Annotated in this window: 14 protein-coding genes and 1 pseudogene; 9 read left to right on the top strand and 6 right to left on the bottom strand. The window is 69.9% G+C overall.

What is annotated here, in order from left to right; all coding sequences use genetic code 11:
* The first annotated feature begins 25 nt into the window (after positions 1–25).
* A complete protein-coding gene (locus ACFQ4H_RS01990) occupies positions 26–1,918 on the top strand; it encodes a hypothetical protein (RefSeq protein WP_377566262.1) in 1,893 nt (630 codons plus the stop codon).
* A gap of 234 nt (positions 1,919–2,152) precedes the next feature.
* Here the strand turns inward: ACFQ4H_RS01990 and ACFQ4H_RS01985 are convergent, their stop codons facing one another.
* Entirely contained in the window at positions 2,153–3,979 is a 1,827-nt protein-coding gene (locus ACFQ4H_RS01985; protein ID WP_377566260.1) for a hypothetical protein, read from the bottom strand.
* Positions 3,980–4,079: 100 nt separating this feature from the next.
* On the opposite strand from ACFQ4H_RS01985, the gene ACFQ4H_RS01980 reads away from it, so the two are divergent.
* Entirely contained in the window at positions 4,080–5,390 is a 1,311-nt protein-coding gene (locus tag ACFQ4H_RS01980; protein ID WP_377566258.1) for an outer membrane protein assembly factor BamB family protein, read from the top strand.
* A 13-nt stretch (positions 5,391–5,403) separates the two neighbouring features.
* Here ACFQ4H_RS01980 and ACFQ4H_RS01975 read toward each other — a convergent pair whose 3' ends face one another.
* Entirely contained in the window at positions 5,404–6,648 is a 1,245-nt protein-coding gene (locus ACFQ4H_RS01975) for a C39 family peptidase (protein WP_377566256.1), read from the bottom strand.
* Positions 6,649–6,845: 197 nt separating this feature from the next.
* Between ACFQ4H_RS01975 and ACFQ4H_RS01970 the strand changes: the two genes are divergently transcribed.
* From ACFQ4H_RS01970 to ACFQ4H_RS01960, 3 genes are all read left to right on the top strand, one after another.
* Positions 6,846–7,532, top strand: coding sequence for a response regulator transcription factor (locus ACFQ4H_RS01970; RefSeq protein WP_377566254.1), 687 nt, complete (start codon positions 6,846–6,848; stop codon positions 7,530–7,532).
* Positions 7,529–8,749 carry a sensor histidine kinase gene (locus ACFQ4H_RS01965; RefSeq protein ID WP_377566252.1) on the top strand — a complete coding sequence of 407 codons (1,221 nt, stop codon included), beginning with the start codon at positions 7,529–7,531 and terminating at the stop codon, positions 8,747–8,749. The genes ACFQ4H_RS01970 and ACFQ4H_RS01965 overlap by 4 nt, the downstream gene beginning before the upstream one ends.
* A 205-nt stretch (positions 8,750–8,954) precedes the next feature.
* Positions 8,955–9,338: a VOC family protein gene (locus tag ACFQ4H_RS01960; protein WP_377566250.1), complete on the top strand. Its 384-nt coding sequence runs from the start codon at positions 8,955–8,957 to the stop codon at positions 9,336–9,338.
* A 143-nt stretch (positions 9,339–9,481) separates the two neighbouring features.
* Here ACFQ4H_RS01960 and ACFQ4H_RS01955 read toward each other — a convergent pair whose 3' ends face one another.
* Positions 9,482–11,563 (bottom strand): 3-hydroxyacyl-CoA dehydrogenase NAD-binding domain-containing protein, encoded by a 2,082-nt coding sequence (locus ACFQ4H_RS01955; protein ID WP_377566655.1) that lies wholly within the window; start codon positions 11,561–11,563, stop codon positions 9,482–9,484.
* A gap of 5 nt (positions 11,564–11,568) precedes the next feature.
* A complete protein-coding gene (locus tag ACFQ4H_RS01950) occupies positions 11,569–12,762 on the bottom strand; it encodes a thiolase family protein (protein ID WP_377566248.1) in 1,194 nt (397 codons plus the stop codon).
* Between the two features lie 216 nt (positions 12,763–12,978).
* Between ACFQ4H_RS01950 and galE the strand changes: the two genes are divergently transcribed.
* Positions 12,979–13,995, top strand: coding sequence for a UDP-glucose 4-epimerase GalE (gene galE / locus ACFQ4H_RS01945; protein ID WP_377566246.1), 1,017 nt, complete (start codon positions 12,979–12,981; stop codon positions 13,993–13,995).
* A gap of 28 nt (positions 13,996–14,023) precedes the next feature.
* On the opposite strand, the gene ACFQ4H_RS01940 is transcribed toward galE, so the two are convergent.
* Both ACFQ4H_RS01940 and ACFQ4H_RS01935 read right to left on the bottom strand, forming a co-directional pair.
* Entirely contained in the window at positions 14,024–14,704 is a 681-nt protein-coding gene (locus tag ACFQ4H_RS01940) for a response regulator transcription factor (protein WP_449289014.1), read from the bottom strand.
* Positions 14,695–16,020 (bottom strand): sensor histidine kinase, encoded by a 1,326-nt coding sequence (locus ACFQ4H_RS01935; RefSeq protein WP_377566244.1) that lies wholly within the window; start codon positions 16,018–16,020, stop codon positions 14,695–14,697. The genes ACFQ4H_RS01940 and ACFQ4H_RS01935 overlap by 10 nt, the downstream gene beginning before the upstream one ends.
* A 168-nt stretch (positions 16,021–16,188) precedes the next feature.
* Between ACFQ4H_RS01935 and ACFQ4H_RS01930 the strand changes: the two genes are divergently transcribed.
* The 3 genes and pseudogenes from ACFQ4H_RS01930 to ACFQ4H_RS01920 all read left to right on the top strand — a co-directional run.
* Positions 16,189–17,016, top strand: a complete 828-nt coding sequence (locus tag ACFQ4H_RS01930; RefSeq protein ID WP_377566242.1) for a DUF4097 family beta strand repeat-containing protein — start codon at positions 16,189–16,191, stop codon at positions 17,014–17,016.
* Between the two features lie 10 nt (positions 17,017–17,026).
* On the top strand, positions 17,027–17,929 hold the full coding sequence (locus ACFQ4H_RS01925; RefSeq protein WP_377566240.1) for an ATP-binding cassette domain-containing protein: 903 nt from the start codon (positions 17,027–17,029) through the stop codon (positions 17,927–17,929).
* Positions 17,926–18,855: pseudogene (locus tag ACFQ4H_RS01920) on the top strand (hypothetical protein); the annotation flags it as partial. The gene ACFQ4H_RS01925 and the pseudogene ACFQ4H_RS01920, both read left to right, overlap by 4 nt.

Below are 18,855 nucleotides of genomic sequence, written 5' to 3'. Positions count from 1 at the left end.
GTGGCCGTTACACGTACGGGTGACCGTGGCTGAACCAGCCACGCGAAACGCCAGCGGGGTCGCGGTCTCCGATACCGCGACCCCCGCCAGTGGTGGGCGTGGACGGTGGCGGTTCGGCGCATGGGGCCGACCCGGCATCTGGTTGCGGCGTGGTGCCCGGGCGTTCCGGCGATGGCGTACGGACGCGGCGGTGATCTGTGGCTACCTGCTGGCCGCGCTCTACAGCACCGGGCGGTTGTGGCATCCCGAGCGGATGGTCCACATGGAGAACGACCAGATGCTGCTGGAGTGGATGCTGGCCAGGGCCGCCCGGGCGGTGACCGACTGGGAGAACCCGTTCTACAGCAGCCAGCTCAACGCGCCGGACGGGATCAACCTGATGGCGAACATCTCGGTGCTCGGGTTCGGCATCCCGCTGACCCCGGTGACCCTGTTGTTCGGCTCGCAGGCCACGTTCGTACTGGCCATGATCCTGTCCCTGGCGGGGACCTCCGCCGGGTGGTACCTGCTGTTGTCCCGCCGGCTGGTCCGGTCCCGGTTCGCCGCTGCGGTCGGCGGGCTGTTCTGCGGCTTCGCGCCCGGCATGATCTCGCAGGCCGGCGGGCACCTGCACATGATCGCCCAGTTCCTGGTGCCGGCCATTCTGTGGATCGTGTTCAGTCCCGGGACCGGCCGGGTGCTCCGGCAGGGGCTGCTGCTCGGGTTGCTGGTGAGCTACCAGGTGTTCCTTGCCGAGGAGGTGCTGCTCTTCCTGGCGTTGGCCTGCGGCGTGTTCACGATCGCGTACGCGGTGGCCGACCGGACGGCGGCACGGCGCATGGTGAAGGCGGTCCTCGGCCGGTTGGCGGTCGGGGCGGGGACGGCACTGGTGCTGCTGGCCTATCCGCTGTGGTACCAGTTCTTCGGGCCGGGCCACTACCGGGGACTGCCGTTCAACAAGGAGGCGTACGCGCTCGACCTGAGCTCGTTCACCACCACGGGCCGGCAGTCGATCACCGGCCACGAACAGGCCTCCCGCCTGCTGTCACCGAACCCGACCGAGGAGAACTCCTTCTTCGGGTTGGCCCTCATCGTGCTCTGCGCGGTCGTGGTGATCTGGCTGTGGCGTCGTCCGATGGTCAAGGCGGTCGCGGTCTGTGGGCTCATCTTCGCGGCGCTGTCGCTGGGGTCGGAGATCCGGTTCAACGGCGTGGCCACCGGAGTTCCGGGACCCTACCGGCTGATTGCCGGACTTCCCCTGATCGATCTGGCGGTGCCGGCCCGCTTTCCGCTCATCTGCATCCCGGTCGTGGCGATCCTGATCGCCATCTCCATCGACCAGGTCCACCGTCGGGTGCCCGACGCTGATCCGACGTCCACCCCGGCGCCCGCCGCCGCACCCGCGCGGGTGCCGATCCGGCTGCTCTGGACCGGTGCGGTCGTCGCCGTGTTGCTGCCGTTGGCACCCACACCCATCCGGGCCGACCCGGTGTGGCCCGTCCCGGACTTCGTTGCCAGCGGGGAATGGCGATCGTACGTACCACCGGGGCGTACCCTCGTGCCGGTCCCGCCGACCGGTGGTGGGGAGGCGACGGCCGGCATGCTCTGGTCGGCCCGTACCGGGTTGGCGTTCACCGCACCGGGCGGCTACTTCATCGGCCCCACCGGGCCGGACGACCGTACCGCCCGGTGGGGACCGGTCGATCGTCCGACGGCGGTGCTGCTCGGTGAGGTGGCCCGTACCGGGCGGGTCCCCGAGATCACCGACGAGCACCGTCGACAGGCGATCGAGGACCTGCGGCACTGGCGGGCGGCGATCGTGGTGCAGGGCGGTCTGCACAACGGCTATCCGGTCAAGGAGACCGTCGACCGGCTGCTCGGGCCGAGCCGGGAGATCTCCGGTGCGTGGGTGTGGGACGTACGGGACCGGGTGGGCTGACGAGGTCACTCTCACCGGGATCACGCTTCCCGCCGGGACCTTCCGGGCACTCGGTCGGGGAGCCTGGTGCAGAGGCTGTCGAGCTGCCTCGGTTGTGCGCCCAGGTCGACCGACCGGTGCTGCGGCCACCTACGGGCAGAGCCGAACGGGTGCCGTCCGACGATCGGACGGCACCCGTCTCGGATACGGAAGCAGAGCAGCGGAACCGGACCTGCTGCCCCGGGCAGGGAGTCGTTACGGCACCTGAGGACGTACGTCCCAGAGCCAGACGTCGTCGACCCGTTGCCCCGGACCCAGCAGTTCGGTCATCAGCCGCTGTAGCACCTCGGCGTCCGGATGCTCGCCGAGCACCACCACCGAGGCCCGCCAGTAGCGTAGGTCCTCGAGCGCCTGTTGCCGGTTTTCCTCGGTGATCGGCGGGACCTCGTCGCGGTCCATGGTCGTGTAGATCAGACCGGTGGTCGGTCGGGTCGGTGCTCCGAACATGCCCTCACCCGCCGGCCCGGGGCCGATGAAGTAGCCGCCGGGCACCGGGAACTCGTGCCCGGTCAGGGCGCTCCACCGCAACGTCGACAGGCCGTGCACGTTGCTGGGGATCGGCACCGGCACGAGCGTACGTCCGTCCGGCACGTACGGCCGCCACGCGCCGGAGGTGATGAACTTCGGAGGTGCGTCGACGTGCTGGGCCGGCAGGGGCCGGGGGAACAGCGGCAGTACGGCCAGCAGGACGGCCGCGTACCCGACGAAGCTCAGCCCGCGACGACGCGGATCGGCGGACCCGGCGCGCTGGTGCATGGTCGCCACACGGTCCCAGGCCAGGGCCAACAGCACACCCACGGCTCCGGTGACGACCAGCGCCATCCGGGTGGGCATCATCATCTCGACCAGTGGCAGGTCCGTGGGAAGGTAGTGCCACGGTCCCGGAATCTCGGTCACCTCGCCGTCGAACCGCAGGTACGGCCCGAGCGAGACGACGGTGAAGAAGATGGCCACGATTCCCGCGATCCGGGCGGCCAGCGAGCCCCGCCAGAGCAGCACGATGGCGACCAGGGTGAGGATGACCAGTGGCCAGCCGAACCAACTGTTCTGCTCGGTCAATCCGATGGTCTGCTCCACCTCGGGCGAACCGGCGACGGTGTCCCGGGCGAAGGTCACGAATGCCTTCAGGTCCTCGCCCCAGCTGTGGAACACGCCATCCTGTAGGCCCCGGGAGGACTGCCGACCGTTGAACTGGAACCAGATCGGGTAGGCGGTGAGCAGCAGGGCCAGCCCGCCACCGACACCGAGGGCAAGCAGGAACGTACGAAGTTGCGCCCGCATCGCCGACCACCGCTGTACGGCGTACAGCACGACGATGACCGCCATCGCGAGCGCGGTGAGTAGCAGCATCTCCTCGTTGATGAAGATCTGGTACGCCACCAGCAGGCCAAGGGCCACCCCGTTGCGCAGCCAGCGGCCCGGTTCACCCAGGCGTAGCACCCGGACGACGATCACCGGGAGGAGGAAGTTGGACACGAAGTTCGGCTGCCCGTTGGCGTGGTGGATGACACCCGGCGCGAAGCCGAGGAACGCCCCACCGATGAAGGCCGCCGTCCGAGAGGTGACCAGGTGGCGGGAGAGCATCCAGTACGAGGTGGCTGCCGTCGCGGCCAGCGCCCCACCGAGGTAGAGCGCGTAGGCGACCTGCGGACCGAACAGCATGGTGATCGGCGCCATTGGCAGGGTGACACCCAGTATCGAGGTGTTGGCGATCATGTTGACGCCGTCGGGCGCGTTCTGCCGCAGTGAGAAGAGCGGGTTCTCCAGATGGCGCACCGAGTAGGCCCCGTGCGAGAACAGCCATTCGAACCAGCTGTGGTCGGTGGGTAGGTGCGAAGATACTCGGTGGTCGATGTCTGCCCAGTACTTGGCGCACACGAAGACACCGAGAAGGACGTACGCTCCGATGGCCAGCAGATCGGCGCGAGCCGGAGGGCGGAATCTGCGCCGCCAGCCGGACCGGGTCGGTTCGGTGGACGCGGACTCGGCATCCGAGGAATTGTCGATTACTGGGACAGCCACGACGCGCCATCGTACAGGCGCATGTTGGGTGATTTGCCGGGACCATTGCGGATGCTGGCGTAGCGTCCACAGAACCTGCACGACCTGGGGAGGAAGTGCGATGGTCATCATCGAGCTGGGCGAACGTCGTGACGAGGTCCCGCTCGACACCGAGCCGAGGCTGCCCCGGTGGCTGTCCCTGAGGTGGCCCCGGCTGATCCTGGTACTGATCCTGCTGCTGGCCGTCGTCACCGCCGGTGACCCCCTGCCCCGGTACCTGCCCGAATTGGTGATTCCAGCCCGACTGGGCGCGCAGTTGACGATCGAGGGGGACCGGCTGTTCCTCTCCGAGCCGACCGAGGACGGAGGGCAGATCAGCGCGATCCGGGCGTCGGACGGCCGGCGGCTGTGGCAGAGCCCGCCGATGGTCGGGCAACCGACCATCTACGGCCTGTTGAGCGGACGTCTGATCCTGACCGCCTCCCGCGAGCCGGGGGAGACCGGCGAGACGGCGGCCGTGGACCCGAAGACGGGTGCACTCTCCTGGCGGCATCCGGCCACCCTGGCCGGAATCGGCACCGGCGACGTTCTGCTCCTGCGCGACGGGGAGGTGCGCAACCAGCAGCCGAGCATGTTGATGGCGGTGGATCCGGCATCGGGCAGTGTCGTGTGGTCGCACCGGGTGCCCGCCGGTGCGACGCTGTCCACGTCCTTCTCCTACTCGTCCGGCACGGAGCGGATATCGCAGATCATGGTGGGACTGCCATCGGGCCGGGTGGAGCTCCGGGAGATGACGACGGGCGCGTTGATCCGGGCGATCGACCTGCCGCCCCGCCTGCCGGAGGACCAGCAACGGATGCCCTACATCGTCGGTGACCTGCTGATCGCACCCGGCGACAACGACCAGATCACCGCGTACGGGCTGGACCGGCTGGAGCACCGCTGGACGATTCAACGAGACCGGAACCGGGTGTTCGGGCCCATCGACTGCGGCGATTCATTGTGTTTCTTCCATCCATCGGGTGGAATCTGGGCGGTGGACGCGTCGACCGGAAAGGACCGGTGGGCGGACGCAAAGTGGGGCATGGTCTCGTCGCTCGACGGCTACCTGCTGGCCACCGAGGCGGACCTGACCCGGCGGCCTCCGATGCTGGCCGTGCTGGCCTCCGACACCGGTCGGGTGCTGGGTGAGTTGGGCCGGTGGAACATCGCCGGCCCGGTGGCCGACGGCAGACCCGTCGCTGCCATCCGGTCGGATTCGGACGGCCGGGCCTGGATCGCCTGGCTGGATCTGGCGAAACAGAAGGCCCGGATCGTGCTGGTGGTACGGGACGTCTCCGGTGACTGCTACGTCCACCCGGACGGTGGTACCGGCGTGCTGATCTGTCGGCGGTCCGACGGGGCGATCATGGTGTGGCGACTGCCGGCCTAGCCGACCCGTCCAGCTACCAGTTCGCCTGGGCCGGTGGGGCGGGCAGCGGCACCGTCTCCGGGCGGATCACGTAGACCAGGCCGCCGCTGGCACCCTGCCAGGCCGCCTCGAACCGGTTCCGGTCCACGGGTTTGCGCACCGTCTGATCCGTCGGCGAGTACGGATCGTTCAACACCGGATCGCCGGCCGCGGTGAACCCGACGAGCACCAGCAGGTGTCCCCTGGTGTCGTAGTCCAGACCGGGGATCTCCCCCCTGCGGTACGAGGCGGACACGATCAACGGCACGCCCGAGGCGATGAACGACTCCGCCTCGGCCAGCGATCGCAACCGGGTGACGAAGGTGTCCAGCCCGTACCGGCCGGCGTAGGCGGTGTTGAAGGGCCAGTTTCCCGCACCCTGGTAGGCGTAGTCGAAGCACTGCCGGGCAGCGTGGTCGACCATCGGCCGGGGATCCCCCCGGTCCACCCAGGCATAGTCCTCGGGGACCGGCCCGACGCCCCAGTAGGCCAGCACCATCGAGGTCGAGGTGGGGCTGCACCAGGCCTCCCCACCACCGCCCCACTGTGGATAGTGCCCGGCATGTGTCCGTTGCGAGAAGGCCGGCACGTCCAGGGTCAGCCCCCGGGCGGTGCGTGACCCGGTTCCGGCGGCTGACGTGCCCGGGGCGGCCTGCCCGGTCACTGCGCCCGGCGCAGTGACCGCCGACGGCGTGCTCACGGTGCAGGCCGGGCCGGAGGCGGCGGCACCGACCGAGCGCAGGGTCGGGGTGAGCGTCGTACCGGACGGGCGGAGCAGGGTGACCCGGAGTTGCCAGTCGGTCACCCCGCAGCCGCTGGCCGTCGTCAGGGTGTCGGCGGCGACGGAGCCGTTGGCATCGGCCTGACCGGGTACGGAGGCCCGCCGGATGACGGTGTCGTCGGCTGCCCAGCGGGCCAGGGTGTACCACCTGGTCGTCGTACCGGTGTCGGTGGTGCCCCGCAGGTCGACCTGGATCCAGCTGTTCCCGGGGGTGTCCGCGGTCCAGGAGGGGATCACCTCGGTGGCGGTGAAGCCAGGGGTGACCGGTGGGGAGGTCCAGGTGGCGAGGTCGTAGGTACCGGTGATCCCGGTCCCCGCGTCGGTGTGGCCGACCTGTTCCACCGGGTCGGTCAGGATGACGCCGGAACCGGACAGTTCCGTACCGAGGAAGGTGCCGGTGGCGAAGTCCGCAGCGGTCCGGAAGCCCCGGTAGGCGACGTCGCGCTGGACCGGTTCCACCATCACTCCCGTTCGTGCTGAAGATCGATGTCGCGAAGCATTCCGCACCAGAAGATTTTTTGCAATGGTCCGGGAGGGCGGGCCGGCCTGCGGGTTTGGCCACCGTGAGTAGGTTGTCTTCCAGCGTCGAACTAGCGTTGACGCAATCCGGTCCCGCTGGGGCACCGGGCTCGGGAGACGGACTCGGGAGGGCCGCTGTGCGGGTACTGGTGGTCGAGGATGAGCGCAATCTCGCCGACGCGATCGTGCGTGGCCTGCGCCGCAAGGGAATGGCGGTGGACGTCGCCTACGACGGCTCCGTGGGGCACGAGATGGCCTTCGTCACCCGGTACGACGTACTGGTGCTCGACCGGGACCTGCCCGGCATGCACGGTGACCAGATCTGTGCCGACCTGGTCAGCTCCGGAACCCTGACCCGGGTCCTCATGCTGACCGCCAGTGGTACGGTCGCCGACCGGGTCGAGGGCCTGCAACTGGGGGCCGACGACTATCTGCCCAAGCCGTTCGCCTTCGACGAACTGGTCGCCCGGGTCCGGGCCCTGGGCCGGCGGGCGACGCCGGCCGCACCGCCCGTACTGGCGGTGGCGGACCTGGTCGTCGATCCGGCCCGGCGGGTGGCCACCCGCGCCGGCGTACCGGTGGACCTGACCCGCAAGGAGTTCGGGGTGCTGGAGGAACTGCTCAAGGCCCGAGGGGCGGTGGTCTCCAGTGAGGAACTGCTCGAACGTGTCTGGGACGCCAACACCGATCCGTTCACCACGATCGTCCGGGTGACCGTGATGACCCTGCGCAAGAAGCTCGGTGAGCCACCGTTGATCGAGACCGTGGTGGGCGCGGGCTACCGGGTGCTGGAGGGGCAGCTGCCGGGGCAGGTCGGCGCATGACCGGCCACCTGCGTCGCGGACGCCCCTGGCTGCGGCCGACGCTACGACTGCGGTTGACCCTCCTCAATGGTGTCCTGCTGGTCGGTGCCGGGGCGATCCTGGTGCTGCTGGCCTGGCTACTGGTCGGTGACGCGTTACGCCCGACCGACGAACTGCACGCCGGCAACACGGTCGTGCTGGCCAACGGCGAGACGATGGACGCCCGCCAGTGGCAGCAGCAACTGGTCCACAGCGCGTCCCGGGAACTGCTGGCCAAGGGGCTGGTTGCCCTGTTGGCGATCAGTGTGGTCGGCGTGGCGGGTGCGTACGCCGTAGCCGGCCGGTCGTTGCGCTCGTTGCACCGGGTCACCTCGACCGCCCGGCGGCTCGGCGAGGAGACCCTCGACCAGCGCATCCGCTACACCGGTACGGACGACGAGGTGGCGGAGCTGGCCGACACCTTCGACGCGATGCTGGACCGGATCGGTGAGGCGTTCGAGGCGCAGAAGCGGTTCGTGGCCAACGCGTCGCACGAACTGCGTACTCCGCTGGCGGTGATGCGTACCGAGATCGACGTGACGCTGGCCGACGACGAGGCGGACGTGGCCGAACTGCGGCGGATGGGGATCGTGGTCCGGGACGCCTCCGAACGGGCCAACGGGCTGGTCGACGCGCTGCTGGTACTGGCCCGTAGCGAGGCCCAGTCGGGAGGTCGGCTGGGGCGCAAGCTCCCCGTCGACCTGGCGGACGGGGTGAGTGCCGCGCTGTCCGCGGTACGGGTCGAGGCCACCCGGCTCAAGCTCGAGGTCGTCACGAAGCTGGACCCGGCCCCGGTGGTCGGCGATCCGGGACTGCTCGAACGGTTGGCTGGCAACCTGGTGGAGAACGCGGTGCGCTACAACCACCTGCACGGTCGGTTGTGGGTTCGGACCAGCGCCGACGCGGAGCAGGTGTGCCTGGTGGTGGGCAACACCGGCTTCGAGGTGGAGCAGGTGGACGTGCCCGGCCTGTTCGAGCCGTTCCGGCGGGGCGGCCGGGAACGTACCGGGGCCCGCGGGTCCGGTCTCGGGCTGTCGATCGTACGGGCGGTCTGTGACGCGCACGGGGGAACGGTGAACGCCGTCGCCCAGCCCGGCGGCGGGCTGGAAGTCACCGTGACCCTGCCGGCCGCCCGGACCACTCCGGTCCTGGCCGCGCCGGCGGCGGTCGGGACCGGTCCGTCTAACGCTGTGCGGTGATGCCGATCGGTGCCACGTCGACCCGGTGGGTCGGCGTCACTGGTTTTGTGGGTGCTCGCCGGCATCGGTAAGGTTGCGGCTGTCAGCCTGTGACAGGGGAAGGAGGTGCGGTCGATGTTCGTCATGACCAGTCCCGCGCCTCGCTTCGGTTCCCGCTGACGATCCGGTTCTTCGCGGGGCGCAGTTCATCCAACCTGGAGAATCGATGAGTTCCCGTATCTACAACATCTGTTTCGACTGTGCTGACACGTACGCCCTGTCCGGCTTCTGGGCTGAGGTGCTCCGTTGTTCCCGGCACGCGGACGCCCAGCCCGGCGACCCGGAGGCGATGCTCCTGCCCACGGACGGAGCAGGGCCGATCGTCTTCTTCCAGCAGGTCCCCGAGGGAAAGACGATCAAGAACCGGCTGCACATGTGTCTCCAGCCGGATGACCGTACCCGGGACGAAGAGGTAGAACGGATCATCGCGCTGGGCGCGACCCAGGTGGCCGACCACCGCAGACCGGACGGTGCCGGATGGGTGGTGCTGGCCGACCCGGAGGGCAACGAGTTCTGCGTGCTACGTAGCGCCGCCGAGCGGGCCGGCTGACGGTTCGCCGATGGTCGACCGGGTACGCCGCACCCGGCGTACCCGGTCGACCATCGGGAAGAACCTCCGCCAGCCGGAGTAGATGCAAGGAGGGCCCCTTCCTGCGCAGGAAGCGATAGGAAGGGACCCTCCTTGCCATCACGTCAGGCGGGGAGGCTGGCCACGCCCTGGGGGAGGAAGCGCCGGCCGGTGACCCGCTCGGCGGTGCCGGTCCGGTCCAGGTACGGCGTCACGCCGCCCAGGTGGAACGGCCAACCCGCACCGAGGATCATGCACAGGTCGATGTCCTGTGCCTCGGCCACTACGCCCTCGTCCAGCATCAGCCGGACCTCCTGGGCGAGCGCGTCGAGGGCACGCTGACGTACCTGCTCGGCGGTCAGCGGCTGGTCGCCGACCTCCAGCAGCGCGGCGACCTCGGGGTTGACCTCGTCGTCCACCATGATCGGCTTGCCGGCCTCGGCGATCCGCTTGAGGTTGTCGCTGACCCCGAACCGGTCCGGGAACGCCCCGTGCAGCGTTCCACCGACGTGGTACGCGATCGCCGGCCCGACCAGTTGCAGCAGCGCCAGTGGCCGCATCGGCAGGCCCAGCGGGTCCAGCGCGCTGTCGGCCACCGCCAGCGGCGTGCCCGCGTCCACCGCGGCGAAGATCTCACCGAGGAAGCGGGTCAGCAGCCGGTTGACCACGAACGCCGGGGCGTCCTTCACCAGCACGCAGGACTTGCGCAGCTCCTTGCCGACCGCGAAGGCGGTGGCCAGCGAGGCGTCGTCGGTCTGCTCGCCCCGGACGATCTCCAGCAGCGGCAGTACGGCGACCGGGTTGAAGAAGTGGAAGCCGACCACCCGCTCCGGGTGCTTCAGGTCCGCCGCCATCGCGCTGACCGACAGCGACGAGGTGTTCGTCGCCAGCACCGTCTCCGGGGAGACGATCTGCTCCAGTTCGGCCCAAACCTGCTTCTTGACCGACAGGTCCTCGAAGACGGCCTCGATGACGAAGTTCGCGTCGGCGAAGACGGACTTGTCCACCGAGCCGGTGACCAGGCCGCGCAGCTTGGCCGCCGTACCCTCGTCGAGCCGGCCCTTGCCGAGCAGCTTGTCGATCTCCTTGTGTACGTACGCCACACCGGCGTCGACCCGGGCCTGGTCCAGGTCGGTCAGCACCACCGGCACCTGGAGCCGACGGGCGAAGAGCAGCGCGAGCTGGGAGGCCATCAGGCCGGCACCGACGATGCCCACCTTGGTGACCTTGCGGGCCAGCTCCCTGTCCGGTGCGCCGACCGGTCGCTTCGCCCGGCGCTGGACCAGGTCGAAGGAGTAGAGGCTGCTGCGCAGTTCCTCGCTCATCAACAGGTCGGCCAGGGCCTCGTCCTCGGCGGCGGTGCCGTCGGCGAACGACGCCTCCTTGGCCAGGCCGAGCAGCTCCAGCGCCCGGTTCGCGGACGGCACCGCACCGTGCAGCCGCTGGTCGAGTTGGTGCTTGGCGAAGAAGAGCACGCCGTCCCACATGTCCTTGTCGACCTCGGGCCGGGACACGGTGATCTCGCCCTTGACCACTCCGGCGGCCCACTCCAGGGAACGCTCCAGGAAGTCGGCCGGCTCCAGCAGGATGTCGGCGATGCCGAACTCGGCGGCCTGCTTCGGCTTGAGCGTCTTCTGGGTGAGCGGGTTCTGGATGATGATCTGGGCGGCCATCGGGATGCCGATCAGGTTGGGCAGCAGCTGGGTGCCACCCCAGCCGGGAACCAGCCCGAGGGAGACCTCGGGCAGGGCCAGCGCCGCCGCGCCACCGGAAACGGTCCGGTAGTGGCAGTGCAGCGCCAGTTCCAGGCCGCCGCCCAGCGCCGCGCCGTTGACGAACGCGAACGTCGGTACGGTGCTGTCCCTGAGTCGGGCGTAGACCCGGTGGCCCAGCCGCCCGATTTCCAGCGCCTGCTCGCGGGTGGTGATCAGCGGCATGCCGGTCAGGTCCGCGCCGACACAGAAGATGTACGGCTTACCGGTGATCGCGACGAACGCCGGCTCGGCGGCGAGCGCCTCGGTGATCGCGCTGTCCAGGCTGGCCAGACCGGCCGGCCCGAGCGAGTTGGGCTTCTTGTGGTCGAAGCCGTTGTCCAGCGTGATCAGTGCGGCCGGACGGTCCAGGCCGGGTACGTTCACCAGGCGTAGCAGCGCCTTGGTCACGACCTCGTTCGGGTTGTGGATCGCGGCGGTTGCCGAGGGAGACATGTCACTCACTTGTTGCCCTCCCAGTTCGGGTTCTCCCAGATGACCGTGCCGCCCATGCCGATGCCGATGCACATGGCGGTGAGTCCGTAGCGCACCTCGGGGTGCTCGGCGAACTGCCGGGCGAGCTGGGTCATCAGCCGCACGCCCGAGGAGGCCAGCGGGTGGCCGATGGCGATCGCGCCGCCCCACTGGTTGACCCGGGGGTCGTCGTCGGCGATGCCGAAGTGGTCGAGGAAGGCCAGCACCTGTACGGCGAACGCCTCGTTCAGCTCGAACAGGCCGATGTCGTCGATGCCGAGTCCGGCGATCCGCAGCGCCTTCTCGGTGGACGGGATCGGGCCGACGCCCATCACCTCGGGCTCCACCCCGACGAAGCCGTACGACACCAGCCGCATCGCGATCGGCAGACCCAGTTCGCGGGCGACGTCCTCGGCGGCCAGCAGACTGGCGGTCGCGCCGTCGTTGAGGCCGGCGGCGTTACCTGCGGTGACCTTGCCGTGCGGGCGGAACGGCGTCTTGAGGGTGGCCAACTTCTCCAGCGACGTGTCCCGGGGGGCCTCGTCGACGCATGCCAGCCCCCAGCCGGTCTCCGGGTCACGGACGGCTACCGGGACCAGGTCGGGCTGGAGCTTGCCGTTGGCGTACGCCTTGGCGGTCTTCTGCTGGGACGCCAGGGCGAACGCGTCGGTCCGCTCCTTGGTGATGTGCGGAACCCGGTCGTGCAGGTTCTCCGCGGTCGCGCCCATCACCAGCGCGGACGGGTCGACCAGCTTTTCGGCCAGGATGCGCGGGTTGGGGTCGACGCCCTCACCCATCGGGTGACGGCCCATGTGCTCGACCCCGCCGGCGATGGCGACGTCGTACGCCCCCATGGCGATGCCGCCGGCCACGGTGGTGACGGCGGTCATCGCACCGGCGCACATCCGGTCGATGGAGTAACCGGGGACGGTCTTGGGCAGGCCGGACAGCAGCGCGGCGGTACGGCCGATGGTCAGGCCCTGGTCACCGATCTGGGTGGTGGCGGCGATGGCCACCTCCTCGACCCGCTCGGGCGGCAACTGGGGGTTGCGTCGCAGCAGTTCACGGATGCAGCGGATGACCAGGTCGTCGGCGCGGGTGTTGGCGTACATGCCACCCGCCTTGCCGAACGGGGTGCGGACGCCGTCCACGAAGACGACATCCCGGACTTCACGGGGCACTGGAGCCTCCTTTTCGACCATGATTCGGCCTCCGCGCCGACAGGCGGCACTACGGACCGAATGAAGGTCGCCGGCACGGGCGTTCCCCCGAATGCTACTCGTCGGTAACCGTAGCGTGTAAGGGTGGTGTGTGCTCCGGGCCACAGCAGGTCGGGCGGGTGTCGAGTCCCGGTCCGGTACGTTGAGCGCGGAACATGGTGGGATGCGGAGGTGGGCGTGAAGGTACTGGTGGCCGGTGGCGCGGGCTTCATCGGCAGTACGGTGGCCTCGGCGTGCCTCGACGAGGGCCTGGAACCGGTCATCCTGGACAACCTCGCCACCGGCCGGATCGAGTTCACCCGGGATCGGATCTTCTATCAGGGCGACATCGCCGACGGCCCGCTGGTCGACCGGATCTTCGCGGAGCATCCCGGGATCGCAGCGGTAGTGCACACCGCCGCGCTGATCGTGGTGCCGGAGTCGGTCGAGCAGCCCCTGCGCTACTACCGGGAGAACGTGGCCAAGTCGATCGACTTCATCGAGCACGTGCTGCGCAACGGCTGCGAGCGCTACCTGTTCAGCTCCTCGGCCGCGATCTACCAGCCGGGCGACGACTTCTCCGTCGACGAGACCTCCCCACTCGCCCCGACGAGCCCGTACGCCCGGAGCAAGGTGATGATGGAGCAGGTGTTGACGGACACCGCCGCGGCCACCTCGCTACGGGCCCTGTCACTGCGCTACTTCAACCCGATCGGCGCGGATCCCAAACTTCGTACCGGCCTACAGGTCAGTCGCCCCAGCCACGTACTCGGCAAGCTGATCACCGCGCTGGAGGACGACGGGGAGTTCCTGATCACCGGGGTCGACTGGCCCACCCGCGACGGATCGGGAATCCGCGACTACATCCACGTCTGGGACCTGGCCCGGGCGCACGTCCAGGCGCTGCGGCGCTTCGACGAGATCCTGCCGGTCGGGGGGCCCCGGTCCCACGAGTCCATCAACCTCGGCAGCGGGAACGGCACCACCGTCCGGGAGTTCGTCGCCGCCTTCCGATCCGTCGCGGACCGGCCGCTGCGGGTACGCGAAACCGACCCCCGCCCCGGCGACTCGGCCGGCTCGTACACCCGGAGCGACCGTTCGTCCGCGCTGCTCGACTGGCGGCCGGAACTCTCCGTCGAGGAGGGCATCCGGCACTCGCTGGACTGGGCCGCGCAGCGGGGCAGCATACTGGGCGACCAGCCGGCGAGGCCCTGAGTCGGGACCGCCGGTTTCCCCCTGTGGGCTACCGGGCGGTGCCGTCGCCGCTGCGCAGATAGGCCAGGACCGCGAGGACCCGGCGGTTGCTGTCGTCGGTCGGCGGGAGGCTGAGCTTGGCGAGGATGTTGCCGACGTGTTTTCCGACCGCCGCCTCCGTGACGACGAGCAGCCTGGCGATCGCGGCGTTGGAGTGTCCCTCGGCGACGAGCGCCAGCACCTCACGTTCCCGGGCGGACAGTGACGCCAACGGATCGCTACGCCGACGCAGCAGTTGACGTACGACCTGCGGATCGACCACGGTGCCCCCGTCGACCACCTGACGGAGTGCGGTGACGAACTCCTCGACGTCGACCACCCGGTCCTTCAACAGGTAGCCGACCCGGCACCCGTCGCCGGAGTCCAGCAGGTCGGCGGCGTAGCTCTGCTGCACGTACTGGCTGAGTGCGACGACAGCGAGCCCCGGATAGGCGCGGCGGAGCTGTACGGCGGCCCGCAGCCCCTCGTCGGTGTGGTCCGGTGGCATCCGGATGTCGGTTACGACGAGGTCAGGACGATGCTCGGCAACGGCCCGCAGGAGGGCCTCGGCATCGCCGACCGCAGCGACGACCTCGAACCCGAACCGGGTCAGCAGCCCGGCGAGCCCTTCGCGCAGCAGCACACCGTCCTCGGCGAGGACCACTCGGATCGGGGTCTGGTCTAGCCGCACGGCAACTCCACACGTAGTCGGGTCGGTCCACCGACCGGGCTGGACAGCAACATTCTTCCGTCGACCACCGCGATCCGGTCGGCCAGGCCGGTGAGACCGGTGCCCTGTGCCGGGTCGGCCCCACCCCGGCCGTTGTCGTCGACCTCAAGGACGAGCTGGTCACCATGCCGGTGCACGGTCACGGTCGCGCGGGTGGCGGCGCTGTGCTTGGCGACGTTGGTCAGCGCCTCGGCGACCACGAAGTAGGCCGTCGCCTCGATGTGGTCCGGCAACCGTCCGGGCAGTTCACCGTGCACTACCACCTCGATCGCGGCCTGGGTGGCGAGTTCCTGTACCGCGGCGGTGAGCCCACGGTCGGTGAGCACCTGCGGATGGATGCCGTGGATGAGTTCGCGCAACTCGGCCATGAGCTGCTTCGCCTGTTCATGTGCGGTGGCCACGGCCTGTGCCGAGGCGGAGCCGGGCGGCAGGTCGAGCCGGGCCAACCCCAGTTGCAGGGTCAGGCTGACCAGTCTCTGCTGGGCTCCGTCGTGCAGGTCCCGCTCGATCCGGCGGCGCTCCGCCTCGAAGGCGGCCACCAGCCGGGCCCGGGACCGGGACACCTCGACCAGTTCGGCGCGGAGCCCCTCGTCGGAGCCGCCGTGCAGCAGCGTCCGCGCCAACGCGCCGTGCACCCCGGCCAGGCCGGTCAGCAGGTACGGCACCAGCGTCGGCAGCAGCAGCAGGCTGATGATCGCGTACGGCAGGGTCCCACCGATGGTGGTGATCTCTCCGAAGCCGAGCGCCACCGGTTCACCGTCGTGGACCAGGAACGGGCTCACCACGTACACCCCGAGCAGCAGCACCACCAGCCCGACGACGCCGTACAGCGCCGGGACCACGGTGGCCATCAGACAGAGGTAGCCCAGTTCGCGCCAGGTGGCCGCCTCGGTGTAACGGGTCCGCAGCCACGCCCAGGGGGTGGCCTCCGGCGGTGGGCGGTGCCCGGCGGTGACCGGCCGGTGGTCGATGAGGCGTAGCCGCGACCGTTCCAGCGCGGCCAACGGCATCGCCCCCAGCGGACCGACGGTCACGATCAGCCCGGTGCCGAGCAGGGCGAGGAAGAGCAGTTCGCCGAGGGGCTGATCGGCACGGGTGCCCAACCAGCGCAGGAGCACAGCCCAGGGGAGCCCGAGGACGGCCATCAGGACGACTGCGGTGAACACCGGAGGCAGGGCGGTCACCAGGTAGGCCAGGGACCGCCATGGCCACGCGCTGCGCAGGAGGCGTCGTCTGCCGATCGCCTCCAGTGCTGTCCTGGAATCCGGGGTGTCCACCCGAGGCAGGTTAGGCCCTCGCCTGGCCGGAAGCCCAGCCACCTGCGCGTAGCCAGCGGGTATGCCTGGCTCTACCTCGGTTTGGGGAACTGCTGGTAGTGCCCACACCACCCCCCGACTGGTCTGCTGAACCGGCGTTGTTGGAGCAGCAGAAAGGCGGCATTCGTGATGCCGGAGACAACAGAGGACCGAGGGCGACTGCCTGAACGAGCGCAGGGGCGTACCGGTCTGCCGGTAGGACGCGGGGCGGGTCGGCTGCTGTTGGTCCCCGCCGTCGTGGCGGCCCTGGTCGGCGCGGCCGGTTGCAGTGACCTGGCGGCGCGGGACGAGCAACGGGAGGACACGCAGAGCTTCCCGTTCTCCGGCCCGAAGCTGACCATCGAGAACAGCCTCGCCGACCTGCGCCTGGTGGCCGGCACCAGCGAGGCGGTCGAGGTGCAGCGGTCGCTCACCGGCAAGGCCGCCACCGGGAAGAACGCGACCTGGTCGCTGACCGACGGCACGCTGAAGCTGACGATCACCTGTAGTGGCCTGGTCATCAACTGTGGCGGGCGGCACATCGTCAAGGTGCCGCCGGGGGTCGCGGTGGAGGTGCGCAGCGACGGTGCGCCGGTGCGGGCCGTGGCGATCCCCGGCGACCTGACGATCAGGGTGACGGACAACTGGATGCGGGTCGAGGACCCGTCCGGCAAGCTGCGGCTGACCGGCTCCGACGCGAACATCACGGTCACCGGGTCCCGGTCGGCCGAGGTCACCGCCGAGGCGACCGATGGCGGCATCGACCTGTCGTTCGCCGCCGCGCCGACCCGGGTCGAGGCCCGGTCCAGCACCGGCCCGGTCAAGGTCACCCTCCCGGCGGGGGCCGAGACCTATCGGGTCACCACCACCAGCGACACCGGTACGGCGAAGTCGGCCGTGCCGAACGATCCGGCGAGCCCCCGGGTGGTCACCGCGGTGGCCGAGAACGGCAACGCCACGGTACGGAAAGCCGGATAGGGAGCAGAACGTGCAACTGGAATTGATCGACGTCACGAAGGTCTATCGGGGGCAGAAGCGGGCCATCGACGGACTGACCCTGCGGATCGGGACCGGGCTGCTGGGCCTGCTCGGACCCAACGGGGCGGGCAAGTCCTCCCTGCTGCGGATCGCCGCGACGGTGACCCGGCCGAGCAGCGGGAGGATCCTGTTCAACGGCACCGACGTGGTGGCCCGGCCGAACGAGCTACGGCAGACGCTGGGCTTTCTCCCGCAGGACTTCGGTGTCTACCCCCACCTGTCCGCCCGGGAGTTCCTGTCCTACCTGGCGGCGGTCAAGGGACTGTCCGCCCGGTCCGCCCGCAGCCGTATCGACGAACTGCTGGAACTGGTCAACCTGACCGAGGCGGCCAAGCGGCCACTGGGCGGGTACTCCGGCGGCATGCTGCGCCGGGTCGGCATCGCCCAGGCCCTGCTGGCCGACCCTCGGGTGATCATCGTCGACGAGCCGACCGCCGGGCTGGACCCGGAGGAGCGGGTGCGGTTCCGCAACCTGCTCAGTGATCTGGCGGCCGACCGTATCGTGCTGCTCTCCACCCACATCGTCTCCGACATCGAGTCGGTGTCCAACGACATCGCGATCATGGCGCAGGGGCGGCTACGGCGCCGGGGCACCCCGGAGGAGTTGCTGGGCACGATGACCGGGCAGGTCTGGGAGACGGTGGTCGGCCCGGCCGAGGCGGCCCAACTCCAGGCACGGTACGTGGTCAGCCGCACCGTACGGACCACCGCCGGCGTACGGGTCCGGCTACTGTCGGGCGGGCCGCCCACCGCCGACGCGATCGCAGTGCCACCGGACCTGGAGGACGTCTACCTCGGTGTGGTTCCCGGATCAGGGGCGAGCACCGGCGAACTGCCGGCGGTGCCCCGATGAGGCCGGGTGTACTCGGCGCGCTCGCCGTGGCCGACTTCCGCGAGCGGGTACGCCGCCCGGCGTACCTGGCGATCCTGGTGTCCGCGATCGGCCTGGGCTACCTGGCGGCGCCGGCTGTGGACGGACGCTGGGTGATCCTGAACGCCGGCAACTTCCGGGGCGTCTACGACAGCGCCTACGTCGGTACGGTGACCGCCCTCGCCGGCATGCTCTGGCTCACCCTTGGCGGGTTCTACGTCGTACGCAACGCCGTGGCCCGCGACGAGCAGACCCGGGTCGGCCAACTGCTGGCCGCGACGCCACTGCGGATGGCCACCTACCTGGCCGGAAAGTGGCTCAGCAACCTGATGGTGTTCGGCTCGATGCTGCTGGCCTTGGCCGGTACGGCACTGATGATGCAGTTGGTGCGTGGTGAGTCCCGGGCCGTCGATCCGGTCGGGTTGCTGGTGCCGTTCGTGCTGATCGCGCTGCCGGTCCTGGCGGTGACCGCCGCTGCGGCGGTGTTCTTCGAGACGGTCCGGCCGCTGCGAGGCGGCCTCGGCAACGTCGTCTGGTTCTTCGGCTGGCTGGTCTTCGTCTTCGTGGGACAGGGCACCGATGACCTCTTCGGTGGGCTCGGCATCGGCGAGATCCGGGATTCGATGCGGGCCGACATCGTGGCCCAACACGGCGGCCGGGCCAACGGCGAGTTTGCCCTGGGACTGATGTACCTGGACCATCCGCTCCGGACGTTCGAATGGTCCGGGCTGGACCTCTCCGCCGGCTTCGTCGGGGGGCGGATCGTGTTCGTCCTGGTCGCGGTCGTGCTGGCGACGCTGGGGGCGCTGTGGTTCGGCCGGTTCGACCCGGCCCGGGGTCGCCTGCGGGTCCAGCCCGGCGCCGGGGCTGTACCCGCCGGGGCCGTGCCCGCCGGGGTCGTACCCGCC

This window comes from Micromonospora sonneratiae, assembly GCF_042679305.1.
GTDB classification, from domain to species: domain Bacteria; phylum Actinomycetota; class Actinomycetes; order Mycobacteriales; family Micromonosporaceae; genus Micromonospora_H; species Micromonospora_H sonneratiae.
This window is presented reverse-complemented; position numbering and strand designations above follow the sequence as displayed.

What these genes read in the sequence shown, in the direction of transcription:
- ACFQ4H_RS01980 (WP_377566258.1), top strand. Translation starts at nt 4,080, where the DNA reads ATGGTCATCATCGAGCTGGGCGAACGTCGTGACGAGGTCCCGCTCGAC.
- ACFQ4H_RS01965 (WP_377566252.1), top strand. Translation starts at nt 7,529, where the DNA reads ATGACCGGCCACCTGCGTCGCGGACGCCCCTGGCTGCGGCCGACGCTA.
- ACFQ4H_RS01960 (WP_377566250.1), top strand. Translation starts at nt 8,955, where the DNA reads ATGAGTTCCCGTATCTACAACATCTGTTTCGACTGTGCTGACACGTAC.
- ACFQ4H_RS01955 (WP_377566655.1), bottom strand. Translation starts at nt 11,563, where the DNA reads ATGTCTCCCTCGGCAACCGCCGCGATCCACAACCCGAACGAGGTCGTG.
- ACFQ4H_RS01930 (WP_377566242.1), top strand. Translation starts at nt 16,189, where the DNA reads ATGCCGGAGACAACAGAGGACCGAGGGCGACTGCCTGAACGAGCGCAG.